This is a genomic window from Microbacterium sp. Y355 (genome assembly GCF_059445345.1).
In genome coordinates this window covers 2,576,878-2,589,931 of sequence record NZ_JCAIUD010000001.1, presented here as the reverse complement: position 1 = coordinate 2,589,931, position 13,054 = coordinate 2,576,878, and the positions used below count along the sequence as shown (strand labels likewise).

Sequence of the window (13,054 nt, the reverse complement as noted above, 5' to 3'; positions counted from 1 at the left end):
CCAGGGGGACACCCATGCCAGGAATCGTGATCGTCGGAGTCCAGTGGGGCGACGAGGGCAAGGGGAAGGCTACCGATCTGCTCGGTGACCGTACCGACTGGGTGGTGAAGTTCAACGGCGGCAACAACGCTGGGCACACCGTCGTCGTCGGCAATGAGAAGTATGCGCTGCACCTGCTGCCCTCAGGCATCCTCTCTCCTGGCGTCACCCCTGTCATCGGCAACGGCGTGGTCATCGACCCCGAGGTGCTCTTCGATGAGCTCACGGCGCTCTCCGCTCGTGGCATCGACGTCTCCAAGCTCAAGGTGAGCGCGAACGCGCACCTCATCACGCAGTACCACCGCACCCTCGACAAGGTCACCGAGCGCTTCCTCGGCAAGCGCAACATCGGCACGACCGGTCGGGGCATCGGCCCGGCCTATGCCGACAAGATCAACCGCGTCGGCATCCGCGTGCAGGATCTCTTCGACGAGAACATCCTGCGCCAGAAGGTCGAGGGCGCGCTCGATCAGAAGAACCACCTGCTCGTGAAGGTCTTCAACCGTCGTGCCGTCACAGTCGACGAGATCGTCGAAGAGCTGCTCTCCTACGCTGACCGACTGCGTCCGATGGTCGCCGATACCGGCCACCTCCTCGACGAGGCTCTGGAGCGAGGCGAGATCGTCGTCTTCGAGGGTGGCCAGGCCACCATGCTCGACATCGACCACGGCACCTACCCGTTCGTCACCTCCTCGACGGCAACGGCAGCGGGCGCGGCATCCGGATCCGGCGTCGGACCCGGCCGTCTTGACCGCATCGTCGGCATCGTGAAGGCATACACGACCCGCGTCGGATCTGGACCGTTCCCGACCGAGCTGTTCGACGACAAGGGCGACTGGCTGCGCTCTGCAGGTTTCGAGTTCGGCACGACGACCGGGCGTCCGCGCCGGGTCGGCTGGTACGACGCCCCGATCACGCGTTACGCGACGCGAATCAACGGCATCACCGACCTCGTGCTCACGAAGCTCGACATTCTCACCGGTCTCGACCAGATTCCGGTCTGCGTCGCCTACGACGTCGACGGAGCGCGTTTCGAAGATGTGCCGGTGAACCAGACCGACTTCCACCACGCGAAGCCGATCTACGAGTACTTCCCCGGCTGGAGCGAAGACATCTCGACGGCTCGCAGCTTCGAGGATCTGCCGCAGACCGCGCAGGATTACGTGCTCGCGCTGGAGAAGATGAGCAGGACTCGTCTCTCGGTTATCGGAGTCGGCCCCGAGCGTGATCAGGTGATCGTCCGGCACGACCTCGTCGACTGAGCCGAGCCGAGGATCGGTGCCGGCGGATCGGTGCCGGCGAGCGCGAGGTGCCGGCGAGCACGAGGTGCGGGCGCCGGAGGTCGCACATTGCCGCCTAGTCGCGGCGGAAGCGGCAAACAGTGACACCTCCCCGATGGAGCACTTCGGCGAGGTGTCGCATATGGTCGCAAAGCCGGGCCGGAGGCGGCAAACTGTGACACCTGTCCAGGATGCATTCATGAGGAGACAGCGATGACGCAGTTCTGGATCGGCGGCTACGGTGCCGATATGGGGGGGGATGCCACTGGCATCGGCCTGCTCCAAGGCGAAGAGGGGCGCGAGCCTGCCTCCCTCGCGTATCGCGGAGCCGTCACAGAGACCGCATCGCCGTCGTGGTTGGCGCGGCATCCTTCGCTTGACGTCGTCTACGCGGCACTGGAGGGTGACGGCGCGGTCCAGGCGTTCCGTCGCACGGGAGAGCAGTCGCTCACCGCGATCGGTCGTCCGGTCGAGGCGGGGTCGGCTGTCTGTCACCTCGCAGTGGCTCCGAGCGGGTCGTACCTCGTCGCGAGTTGTTACGTCGATGGCCGGGTCGTGCGTATCGACCTGTCCCCAGACGGACGGATGCTGAAGCCGTCGATCGCGGATGCCGCCACCGACCCCTACGGCATGGATGCTGCCGAGCCGCAGGCCGTCGACCTGAGTGAGATGCTGGCGGCTGCTGCGGCAGCATCGGCGCCTCAGCCTGATGCACCGCGGTCAGGGTTATTGCTCTTCGACGAGATGCTCGGGTTGAACGCCGCCGCCGCACCCGAGCCCGAGGCCGAGGTCGCCGAATCCGCCGAGGAGGAAGCGCCCGCACGCTCCTCGCACGCACATTCCGCGGCGTTCCTGCCGGACGGACGCATCGCGACCACCGACCTCGGCTTCGACCTCGTGCGCATCTGGCGCCCCACGGCGGGTGGGCTGACGCTCGATCATCAGATCGTGCTTCCGCACGGCGTCGGACCGCGGCACATGGTCGTGCATCCCAGTGGTCACCTGCATGTCGTCACCGAGTACTCCTGCGAAGTCTTCACGTTCGGGCCCCAACCCAACGGGCGCTGGGCGCTCATCGCGGCGACATCGGTGAGCCCGTCCGCCCAGATCGGATTCGACTTCCCCGCCGAGCTGTCACGCTCCCGTGACGGGGAAACCCTCTACGCGGGAGTGCGCGGCAGCAACACCATTGCCGCACTGCGCGTGCGTGGAGCGGGCGAGAGCATCGAACCGTTCGCGCTCGCCGAATCCGGGGTGGACTGGCCGCGGCACCACCTCGTCCACGACGGTTCCCTGCTCGTCGCCGGTCAGCGCTCGAACGAGATCAGCGTGCTCGACCTCGATGAGCGCACTGGTGCGCCCCGCGGCATCCGCCATCGCGCCCCCGCTCCGGCGCCGACGCACCTGCTGCTTGCCTGAAATACCGGGGCGCCACGGGCCGTCATGCCCCAGGCGCCGCCGCTCACTCCGCCCCTGGCGACCCCGACTTGAGCCATCGAATCGGCCCCGCACCTGCCGCCCCGAGAACATCTCCCGGGTTCTGCAGCGCGCACGAGTTCAGGCTCAGGCATCCGCATCCGATGCATCCGTCCAAGTCGCCACGCAGATGCTCGAGCTGTCGGATGCGCGCATCTAACTCGTCGCGCCAGCGTTGGGAGAGGCGGGCCCAGTCCTTCTTGGTCGGGGTGCGTCCCTCCGGCAGAGACTCGAGGGCCGCGCGGATGTCTTTGAGGGGGATACCAACGCGTTGCGATACCCGGATGAACGCGACACGGCGCAGCGCGTCGCGGCAATAGCGACGCTGGTTTCCCTCCGTGCGCGCAGAGGTGATCAGGCCGTTGCGTTCGTAGAAATGCAATGCGGATGCCGCGACCCCGCTGCGGTTGGAGAGCTCGCCGATCGTGAGTTGTCGGTTCCTGTCTCCATCTAACTGCGGCATGCGGTTCTCCCTGTTACGCCGTCGACTTGACCTCAACCATAGTTGAGGTCCTACCGTCAGAGGAATGACAACGGATACAGGAGACGTGCGGACGGTCAAGGCCACCGCACCGGGCATCATGAGTGGCGCATACCTCTGGATCACCATCGGCGCATGCGCGCTCGTGTTCCTCGGGGCGTTCGAGTCGCTGGCGGTCACGACCGTGATGCCGGCGGTGAGCGCCGATCTCGACGGTGAGCGACTGTATGCGCTGGCTTTCGCAGGGCCCCTGGCTACCGGGCTGATCGGGATGGTCGCAGCGGGGAACTGGTCGGACCGCCGCGGACCGACGGCGGTGCTGTACACCTCGGTGCTCGTGTTCGTCGCGGGTCTTCTCATCGCCGGACTCGCGCCGAGCATGGAGATCCTCGTGGCAGGCCGCTTTGCTCAGGGACTCGGCAGCGGAGCGATGACGGTTGCGCTGTACGTCGTCGTCGCACGGGTGTACTCGCAGCTCCTGCATCCGGCGATCTTCGCCGCGTTCGCCGCAGCGTGGGTCGTGCCTTCTCTGATCGGTCCGACGATCGCCGGGCTGATGACGGATCTCTGGAGCTGGCACTGGGTTTTCCTCAGCGTCGTTGTGCTCGCCATGGCTGCGCTTCTCATGGTGATCCCTGGCCTGCGGGGCCTCTCGCGCGAAAGAGATGCATCAGTGCCGTGGGCATTCGGCAGGCTCGGCTGGTCGGTGCTTGCGGCGGTGGCCGTACTTGCGTTGAATCTGCTCGGCGACATCCAGGGGATCGGACCGGTGCTCGCTCTCGGTGCCGCTGTCGTCGCTCTCATTGCGGTTCGGCCGCTGGTTCCCAAGGGGACTCTGCGCGCTCTTCGCGGCCTTCCCTCCGTCATCCTGGTCCGTGGCCTCATGGCCGGAGCATTCTTCGGCGCACAGGTCTACCTGCCGTATCTGCTCACCGACCGGTACGCCCTCACCCCGACTCTCGCCGGGCTCTCATTGACGGGAGGCGCACTTGCCTGGTCGATCGCCTCTACCGTCCAGGGCCGGATGGGCGCCCGGTTGTCCAGCGTGACGGCGCTGCGGATCGGAATGGTCCTCGTGCTGATCGGTATCGCTCTCGTGGCGGCGACATCTGCTTTCCGGTTGGATGCGCTGATGATTGCCGCCGCATGGGTTGTCGCGGGCTCAGGCATGGGTCTTATGAGTCCACGAAACAGCGTGCTCGTACTGTCGATGTCGACACCGGCGAACCAGGGATTCAACAGTGCGGCGATGACGGTCGCCGATTCCTTCGGCAGTGCGCTGGTGCTGGCGGTCACCGGCACCCTGTTCGCCGGGTTGGCGATGACCGGTGACCCGTTCACTGCCGTGTTCATCCTGGCGGGTGTGATCGCCGCCGTGGCGGTGGCGCTGGTGCACAGGGTGGTTCCTTCAGATGAAGAGGTGTCGGCATGAGGGCGATCGTGCAGCGCGAGTTCCCCAGGTGTTGCATCTGTCGGAGGTTGTGACGTTTGACGGAGTGTTTCCGCAGAAACCTCCGTCAGATGCAACACCCTCCGACATTCGTCTTTCGCCCTACAGGTTGTGGCCGCTTGGGAACAACCCCGGTGACATCGCGTTGCACCTCGGCAAGACTGGTGCACTACCGGTTCGGACGGAAGGCGACGAAATGTCCAATGATTACGACCTGATCGTCCTCGGCGGAGGACCCGTCGGCGAGAACGTGGCCGACCGTGCCGTGCAGGCGGGGCTCACCGCGATCATCGTCGAGAGCGAACTCGTCGGCGGTGAATGCTCTTACTGGGCATGCATGCCGTCGAAAGCGCTGTTGCGCTCGGCCCAGGCGCTGCGCGCGGCTCAGCATGTCGCTGGTGCCGCCGAAGCGGTGACCGGGCAGATCGATGTCCGCAAGGTGCTGGAACGACGCAACTCGTTCACCAGCGACTGGTCGGATGCCGGGCAAGTTGGGTGGTTGCAGTCGGCGGGTATCGACCTCGCCCGTGGCCACGGCCGGATCACCGGCACCCGCGAGGTCACCGTGACTGACGCGGAAGGTGCGACCAAGGTGCTGACGGCCCGGCACGCGGTCGCGATCTCCACCGGAACGGATGCCACGATCCCCCCGATCGACGGAATGGCGGATGCTGCGCCATGGACGAGCCGCGAAGCGACCAGTGCGCAGGAGATTCCGGCATCCCTCGTGGTCGTCGGTGGCGGCGTCGTCGCCGTGGAGATGGCCACCGCATATGCCGCACTCGGCGCGACGGTGACTCTGATCGCCCGCAGCGGTCTGCTGGCGAACATGGAGCCGTTCGCCGGAGAGCTCGTCGAGGCAGGGCTGCGTGAACTCGGTGTCGACATTCGCACGAACACCGGCACGACCCGCGTCGCACGGGACGCCGACGCTGTCACCGTCACGCTCGACGACGGCTCGGAGGTCATCGCCGCAGAACTTCTCGTCGCGACCGGTCGCACCCCGCGCACCGCCGATATCGGCCTGGACGCCGTCGACCTCCAACCCGGCCGCTACATCACCACGGACGACACCCTCCGGGTGCCAGACAGTGACTGGCTCTATGCAGTGGGTGACGTGAACGGACGCGTGCTGCTGACTCACCAGGGCAAGTACCAGGCGCGTGCCGCAGGCGACGTGATCGCAGCCCGCGCGAAGGGCGAAGACGTCGACGATGCTGCATGGGGTCGCCATGTCGCCACCGCAGACCACGCGGCCGTGCCGCAGGTCATCTTCGGCGAGCCGGAGGTTGCGTCGGTCGGACTCACCGCGAAAGCAGCGAAGGATGCCGGATACGAGACCCGCGTGATCGACTACGACCTCGGGGCGATCGCGGGGTCCAGCCTGCGTGAGGACGGCTACAGCGGACAAGCCCGCATGGTCGTCGATGCCGCACGCGATGTCATCCTCGGCGTCACGTTCGTCGGTCCGGATGTTGCCGATCTGCTGCAGGCCGCGACCATCGCTGTCGCCTGCGAGGTTCCGATCTCACGGCTCTGGCACGCAGTGCCGGCCTACCCGACGGTGAGCGAGGTTTGGCTTCGACTGCTGGAGGAGTACGGACGGGATTCGGCGTGAAACGCGGCCTGTCCGGCATCCCATCCATCTGAAGCTCGGCTCCGAACAGTCGAAGAATGTGCCCCCAAATGTCCGAACCTTCCCATACGCTCGAAACCGAATCTGAGGAGACCAGACCATGAAGGCTGTATTCGCAGGAACCACGATCGCCGAGGCCGACGAGACTGATCTGATCTCGATAGAGGGCAATTGGTACTTCCCCCTCACGTCGGTGACACCGGGGGTGCTCGTCGAGAGCCCGACCCCGTACACGTGCCCGTGGAAGGGTGCGGCCCAGTACTACTCCCTCCTGATCGACGGAGAGACGCACGCCGATCAGGCGTGGGGATACCCGCATCCTTATCAATCGGCGTTCGACCGGCTCGGAAAAGACATCTCCGGCCACGTTGCATTCGCCCCCGGCGTCGAGGTCGGACCGTAGGCGCGGTTCGGCCGGAGATACACGCATGATCGAGTTCCGCTCAGTATCAAAGAGATTCCCCGATGGCACACTCGCCGTCGAAGACTTCAGCCTTGTGCTCCCCTCACGCAAGACGACGGTGTTCGTCGGCTCGTCTGGATGCGGGAAGACGACGCTGTTGCGGATGATCAACCGCATGGTCGAGCCGACCGGTGGCGACGTCGAGATCGACGGAGACAGTGTTCTCGGCAAGAATCCGGTGGCCCTCCGCCGCAGCATCGGTTATGTGATGCAGAACTCCGGCCTCATGCCGCACTTCACGGTGATCGACAATGTCGCGACGGTGCTGCGGCTCACTGGCATCCCGAAGCGCGCGGCGCATGAGCGTGCGCGAGAACTGCTCGACACCGTCGGTCTCGATCAGGAGCTCGCTGATCGGTATCCGAGCCAGCTATCCGGCGGGCAGCAACAGCGCGTCGGGGTTGCGCGCGGCCTAGCGGCCGACCCGAACATCCTGCTCATGGATGAGCCGTTCGGCGCGGTCGATCCGATCGTGCGCGCCGACCTGCAGCAGGAGCTCATTCGCCTGCAGCAAGAGCTCGACAAGACCGTGGTGTTCGTCACCCACGACATCGATGAGGCGTTCCTGCTCGGGGATCAGGTCGTGATCCTCGACAAGGGGGCCCGCATCGTGCAGGTCGGCAGCCCGAGCGAGATCATCGAGAATCCCGCTGATGACTTCGTCTCGGCCTTCATCGGCGCAGAACGTGGTCGCCGGGCGCTGCATCTCAAGCAGACACCGCACGGCACCGTCGTCGTCGACTCCGAAGGTCGCACGCAGGGCTCGCTGACCGATTCCGGCGCGACATGAGCTGGGTCATCGACAACCTCGAGCTCATCCTCACGCTCAGCCTGACGCACCTGCGTCAGAGCGTGATCCCGATCGTGCTCGGTTTCGCCCTATCGCTGCCGCTGGGGTGGATTGCATGGCGGTACCGGCTGGTGCGTGGCCCGATCATTGTGCTGACCGGACTGCTTTATACGATTCCCTCACTGGCGCTGCTGATCCTGCTACCCGCGGTGGTCGGCTACTCACCGATCAGCGAGGCGAACCTCATCGTCGGTCTCACGATCTACGCGGTCGCCATCCTGGTGCGCTCCGTCGCCGACGGACTCGACTCGGTGGATGCCGCCGTCCGCCAGTCCGCGACGGCAATGGGGTACGGCGGGGCCCGACGGTTCTGGACGGTCGATCTGCCGCTTGCTGGCCCCGTCATCCTCGCGGGCCTCAGGGTCACGGCTGTCAGCACGATTTCGCTGGCGACGGTCGGTGTCCTCATCGGCGTCACCAATCTCGGCTATCTCTTCACGAACGGTCTGCAGCGTCGAATCATCGCCGAGGTCTTCGCCGGAGTCATTGCTGTTGTCGTTATCGCGCTGATCGTTGATCTTCTACTGATGCTCGTCGGGCGTGCGGTGATGCCGTGGACGCGGGCCACCAGCGTTCCCACCGTGCGGCGCCGTGCACTTACGGTGAGGGCTGCCGCATGAACGTGTTTGCTGAGGCTCTGGCTTGGTTGTTCTCTCCAGAGCGTCTGGAGGGGTCGTACGCACTGCCGATCCTGCTCGGCCAGCACCTGTTCTACACCGTGATCTCGGTCGTCGTCGCCGCGGTGATCGCAGTGCCGCTGGGCTGGCTCATCGGGCACACCGGCCGCGGGCGTGAGTTCGCGGTGGCGGTGTCGGGCGCCGCGCGGGCTGTGCCCTCCTTTGGGCTGCTGATCCTGCTTGTGCTGCTGCTCGGCGTGCTGCGAATCCCGGAGGCCGCGGTCATCACCTTCGTATTGCTGGCGATCCCCTCGCTGCTCGCCGGCGCCTATACCGGCCTCGAGGCGATCGACCGCCGCGTGATCGACTCTGCGCGTTCGATGGGCATGACCGAATGGCAGGTGTTCTGGAAGGTCGAGGTGCCCCTCGGGCTCCCGCTGCTCGTCGGCGGCATCCGCGCCGCACTCCTGCAGGTGATCGCGACCGTCACCATCGCGGCCTACGTCAATCTCGGCGGGTTGGGCTGGCCGATCATTCAGGGCATTCCACTTCGCCGCTTCGACCAGGTGCTCGGCGCCGCGATCCTGGTGGCCGTGCTCGCACTCATCGTAGATCTCCTCCTCGCCGTCGCGCAGCGTGCTGCCGTGCCAGCGGGGGTGCGCGTGCAGCAGGTTGGACCCAAGCGCCTACGCCCGGGCCGGAACACCTCGTATGTTCCCGCATGACACCCACGAAGCATCCACAGACTCCCCACCAGAGAGGAACAATATGTTCACCGCACGAAAGTCACGCCTCGTCCTCGCCGGCGGCATCGCGCTCGCCGCTTCGCTCGTCCTCGCGGGCTGCGCCACCAGCAACCCCCTAGACCCCGCCACTGACGGAGGCGACTCCGGCGACGCGGCCTCCGACACGATTGTCATCGGGTCACAGGCCTACTACTCGAACGAGATCATCGCCGAGATCTACGCCCAGGCGCTGGAGAACGCCGACATCGAAGTGGAGAGAGAGTTCAACGTCGGGCAGCGTGACGCGTACATTCCCGAGCTCGAATCCGGCGCGATCGACCTGTTCCCGGAGTACACCGGCAACCTGCTGGAGTTCTACGACGGCTCCGCCGACACGAACAGCCCGGATGCGGTCTACGCCGCGCTCCAGGACGTGCTGCCAGAGGGTCTGACTGCGCTCGACTACGCCGAGGCCAGCGACCAGGACACCTACACGGTGACGAAGGAGTTCGCCGACGCGAACAACCTCACAACGATCGCCGACCTCGCGAACGTCAGCGAACAGGTCACGATCGGTGGGGCACCTGAGTTCGAGCAGCGCCCATATGGCCCGGCGGGCGCCAAGGAGCTCTACGGCGTCGACCTCGCCTTCTCCGCCACAGGTGACACGACGCTTGAATCGCTGCTGGCCGGCGAGATCCAGGTCGCGGACATCTACAGCGCAGACCCGGCGTTCCAGGTCGAGGACATCGTCGCGCTCGAAGACCCGGAGAACCTCATCCTCGCCTCGAACGTCGTCCCGATCGCCTCAAGCGATGTCTCCGATGAGGCAGCGGCGGTCATCAATGGGGTCAGCGCCGCGCTGACCGTCGACGATCTCGTCGCGCTCGGCGTGCAGAGCACTGTTGACCAGCTCTCACCCGAAGAAATCGCCACGCAGTGGCTGACGGACAAATCTCTGATCTGACCACTGGTGCAATCGAAGGGTCCTCTCGACCACCGCGTGAATCCAATGCGTCGGGAGGACCCTTCAGCGTGTGTTGTGCCACCAGCTGAGAGAATGGGTGCACCCAGCCGGAATGCAAACTAAGGACCCGCACGAATGATCTCCAAGCGTGACCTCGCCTACCGGCTCGACATCCCCTTGGAGATGGTCGTCCGCCACGGGTTGGAGGACGGCGTGAGCGAGGCGGAGTTCGCCGCACTCGAGCAGGACCCGCCCGCGTGGCTCGCCCAGTCACGGGCCAACCGCAAGAAGGACGGCCGCCCGATGTGGGCGACCCTGACATGCGCTGTGTGCGGGTATACCGAGACTGCGCGCCCGAAGAAGTGGTGGCCCGCCGAGTTCACCTACGTGAGCTGCAGTCACCACTCGCCATCCGCCCTGCCGAAGCCTGCCCCAGGACACCTCCGCGTTGAGTTCGAGGGTGTCGGGACGAAGTTCGTCGGAATCGTGGACGACACGGTCGAGGGTCTCTAGACCCTGGCATCCTGGCGGGGAATCCAAATCTTCTTGATGATGATCAGGATGGATGCCGTGACCGGCACCGCCACGAGTGCTCCGAGGAGCCCTAGCAGTGTGCCGCCGACCAGCGCGCCGATCACGACGAGTGAACCGGGGATGGCGATAGCTCGGTTCATCACGCGCGGGGTCAGGAAGTACGACTCGACCTGCATGTAGATGAGGTAGATGACTGCGAATACCAGCGCGAAGACGATGTTGTCGCCGAACAGGGCGATCCCGGTGCCGATGACCCAGAACAGCAGCGATCCGACGAGCGGGATCAGCGTGATGAGGAACGCGACCACGGCCAGCAGCAGCGGGAACGGCAGGCTGAGCACCGTGTACAGGACCAGTACGAGCATCGCGTTGATGAAGGCCAGAGTCACCATGCCCATGACGTAACCGCCGACGGAGTCGGTGATCTCTGTGCTGATGATGTCGGCATTGCCCCGGTCGCGCGCCGGAACGAGACGGAGCATGGCCTGCTTGATGCCCGGCAGCGTCGCCAGGAAGTAGATGATGAGTACCAGCACGATGACGGCCCCGGAGATGCCGTTGGCGATGGACGCACCGACCTGAAGTGCACCGCCGCCGATTGTGGCGATGTTGCCGGGGTCAGTGAGGAAGCCCTGCACATCGCCGACCAGAGTCTGGAACTGTTCGCCGAACTGATCGTCCAACGTCGCGTAGAGATCGCTCTGCTGGAAGTCCCCGACCATGATGGGAACATCCTTGACGAAGCTGGTGATTTGCGCGACCACGACAGGGACGATCGCCCAGATGATCAGGCCCAGAGCGACGATGAGCCCGACGAGCACGAGGAGCACACCCAAACCGCGTTTCATGCCGCGTCGCTCGAGGAAGCGCACGGCTGGATCGAGGCCGAGAGCGGCGAACAGTGCGAGGGCGATGTAGATGATCACCGTCGACAGATTTGATAGCGCGAGTCCGAGCAGGATCGCGGCGAGCCCGCCCAGGGTGACGAGGAATCCGAACACGAACGGGCGCTCGATGCGGGTCCAGAATGAGCGGCTCGACGGTACCGGCTCGACGACCGGCTTCGGCGTGATCGCGGCACCTGCGACAGGTTCCGTCTTGGCGGACTTCTGCCTCTTAGCCGTCACTTTTGCGCCGGAATCTGGCCCCGATCCGGCAGGCGATTCGTCGACGGTAGAAGTGGCATCGTCGGACGCCGCAGGCAGTTCGGTGCTCATTTTCCCACTCTAGAGCGCCGACCCACGATATCGTCTTAACCGCCGACGATGAGGAGACACATGACCGACGCCGACGACGCCCGCGCCGAATTGCTGCGACTGCGAGCCAGCATCGACAACATCGATGCTGCGCTCATTTACATGCTGGCGGAGCGTTTCCGTGCCACTCAACAGGTCGGCATCCTCAAGGCAGAGCATGCGATGCCGGCATCCGATCCCGGGCGAGAAGAGCAGCAGGTCGCGCGCCTGCGTGCGCTTGCCGAGGAAGCGCACCTCGACCCTGAGTTCGCCGCGAAGTGGTTCAACTTCGTGGTCGCAGAGGTCATCCGCCACCACACGGAGGCCGCTGAGGGCCGCTGAGGGGCGCTGAGCCGGTACTCGGTCTACCGGGACGCCGCTACTTCACGCTCCCCGCGGTCAGGCCTCCGACGAGACGTTTCTCGATCATCATGAACAGGATGATCACGGGCAGGATCGCGACGATCGAGACGCCAAACACGTACTGCCAGCTGGTCTCGTACTGACCGACGAACTTCGTCAGCGCGACGGACAGCGGCTGGTTCTTGTCGGTGGACAGGATCACCAGCGATGCGGCGAACTCGTTCCAGCACGCTACGAACGTGAACACGATCGCGGTGACGATGCCTGGCCACACCAGCGGAAGGCTGATCTTGAACAGCACGGTCAGGCGCCCGGCGCCGTCAATCTGCGCGGCCTCGTCGATCTCCTTCGGGATGCCGGCGAAGAACGAGTGCATGATCCATACCGCGAACGACAGGTTGAAAGCCGCGTTGATGAAGATCATCGCTGCCCAGGTGTCACCGAGGCCGAGCACTGTGAACTGTCGGAACAGGCCAGAGGTCAGCACCGCCGGCTGCAGCATCTGCGTGACGATCACGAGGAACAGGAACACCATGCGTCCGGGGAACTTGAACCTGGCCGTGTAGTACGCAGCCGGCATTGCCACGACCAGCACGAGCAGCGTCGCGAACACGGCGATGATGATCGTCGAGATCAGGTTGTACGGCAGTGGTGTCTCCGGCGTCGACCACATGTTGATGTAGTTCTCCCAGTGCCATTCCACCGGGAAATACGTCGGATCGACCGAGCGGATCTGCGACTTCGTCTTCACAGAGCCGAAGAACATGATCAGGTACGGCAGTACGAAGATGCCGAGCACGAGGGCGCCGGCGACCATACGAAGGATGACGCGGGGCAGCGACACCTGGTCAGCCGTGTAGCGACGCCGACGACCGATGGGCGCTGCGGCGCGGCCGCGGCCGGACGTGGTGATGAGTCGAGTTTCGGTGACGGTCATC

At 65.1% G+C, this 13,054-nt stretch carries 14 protein-coding genes; 11 read left to right on the top strand and 3 right to left on the bottom strand.

All coding sequences use genetic code 11. The features are described from left to right. Nucleotides 1-14: 14 nt before the first annotated feature. Nucleotides 15-1,301: an adenylosuccinate synthase gene (locus AC1C2O_RS12430; RefSeq protein ID WP_495430750.1), complete on the top strand. Its 1,287-nt coding sequence runs from the start codon at nt 15-17 to the stop codon at nt 1,299-1,301. Between the two features lie 231 nt (nt 1,302-1,532). Next, the gene (locus tag AC1C2O_RS12425) at nt 1,533-2,738 is read left to right on the top strand and encodes a lactonase family protein (protein ID WP_495430749.1); all 1,206 of its coding nucleotides are present in this window, start codon (nt 1,533-1,535) and stop codon (nt 2,736-2,738) included. 43 nt (nt 2,739-2,781) lie between these two features. On the opposite strand, the gene soxR is transcribed toward AC1C2O_RS12425, so the two are convergent. Then, the gene (gene soxR / locus AC1C2O_RS12420; protein ID WP_495430748.1) at nt 2,782-3,258 is read right to left on the bottom strand and encodes a redox-sensitive transcriptional activator SoxR; all 477 of its coding nucleotides are present in this window, start codon (nt 3,256-3,258) and stop codon (nt 2,782-2,784) included. Nucleotides 3,259-3,322: 64 nt separating this feature from the next. Between soxR and AC1C2O_RS12415 the strand changes: the two genes are divergently transcribed. The 8 genes from AC1C2O_RS12415 (at nt 3,323) to AC1C2O_RS12380 (ending at nt 10,497) form a co-directional block, all read left to right on the top strand. Continuing rightward, a complete protein-coding gene (locus AC1C2O_RS12415) occupies nt 3,323-4,708 on the top strand; it encodes an MFS transporter (protein ID WP_495430747.1) in 1,386 nt (461 codons plus the stop codon). 214 nt (nt 4,709-4,922) lie between these two features. Next, nucleotides 4,923-6,344, top strand: coding sequence for a dihydrolipoyl dehydrogenase family protein (locus AC1C2O_RS12410; protein WP_495430746.1), 1,422 nt, complete (start codon nt 4,923-4,925; stop codon nt 6,342-6,344). Nucleotides 6,345-6,462: 118 nt separating this feature from the next. Next, on the top strand, nt 6,463-6,765 hold the full coding sequence (locus tag AC1C2O_RS12405) for a DUF427 domain-containing protein (RefSeq protein WP_495430745.1): 303 nt from the start codon (nt 6,463-6,465) through the stop codon (nt 6,763-6,765). A gap of 25 nt (nt 6,766-6,790) precedes the next feature. Then, nucleotides 6,791-7,615 carry an ABC transporter ATP-binding protein gene (locus AC1C2O_RS12400; RefSeq protein ID WP_495430744.1) on the top strand — a complete coding sequence of 275 codons (825 nt, stop codon included), beginning with the start codon at nt 6,791-6,793 and terminating at the stop codon, nt 7,613-7,615. Beyond that, entirely contained in the window at nt 7,612-8,295 is a 684-nt protein-coding gene (locus tag AC1C2O_RS12395; RefSeq protein WP_495430743.1) for an ABC transporter permease, read from the top strand. The genes AC1C2O_RS12400 and AC1C2O_RS12395 overlap by 4 nt, the downstream gene beginning before the upstream one ends. Then, on the top strand, nt 8,292-9,017 hold the full coding sequence (locus tag AC1C2O_RS12390; RefSeq protein ID WP_495430742.1) for an ABC transporter permease: 726 nt from the start codon (nt 8,292-8,294) through the stop codon (nt 9,015-9,017). Before AC1C2O_RS12395 ends, AC1C2O_RS12390 begins: the two co-directional genes overlap by 4 nt. 43 nt (nt 9,018-9,060) lie before the next feature. After that, complete coding sequence (locus AC1C2O_RS12385) at nt 9,061-9,984, top strand: ABC transporter substrate-binding protein (RefSeq protein ID WP_495430741.1); 924 nt, start codon at nt 9,061-9,063, stop codon at nt 9,982-9,984. 135 nt (nt 9,985-10,119) lie between these two features. Beyond that, a complete protein-coding gene (locus AC1C2O_RS12380; protein ID WP_495430740.1) occupies nt 10,120-10,497 on the top strand; it encodes a hypothetical protein in 378 nt (125 codons plus the stop codon). Here the strand turns inward: AC1C2O_RS12380 and AC1C2O_RS12375 are convergent. Next, the gene (locus tag AC1C2O_RS12375; protein WP_495430739.1) at nt 10,494-11,735 is read right to left on the bottom strand and encodes an AI-2E family transporter; all 1,242 of its coding nucleotides are present in this window, start codon (nt 11,733-11,735) and stop codon (nt 10,494-10,496) included. The genes AC1C2O_RS12380 and AC1C2O_RS12375 overlap by 4 nt on opposite strands. Before the next feature lie 60 nt (nt 11,736-11,795). Here AC1C2O_RS12375 and AC1C2O_RS12370 point away from each other — a divergent pair, with 60 nt between their 5' ends. Beyond that, nucleotides 11,796-12,095 (top strand): chorismate mutase, encoded by a 300-nt coding sequence (locus tag AC1C2O_RS12370; protein ID WP_495430738.1) that lies wholly within the window; start codon nt 11,796-11,798, stop codon nt 12,093-12,095. Between the two features lie 37 nt (nt 12,096-12,132). On the opposite strand, the gene AC1C2O_RS12365 is transcribed toward AC1C2O_RS12370, so the two are convergent. Then, nucleotides 12,133-13,053 (bottom strand): carbohydrate ABC transporter permease, encoded by a 921-nt coding sequence (locus AC1C2O_RS12365; RefSeq protein ID WP_495430737.1) that lies wholly within the window; start codon nt 13,051-13,053, stop codon nt 12,133-12,135. Nucleotide 13,054 lies beyond the last annotated feature (1 nt).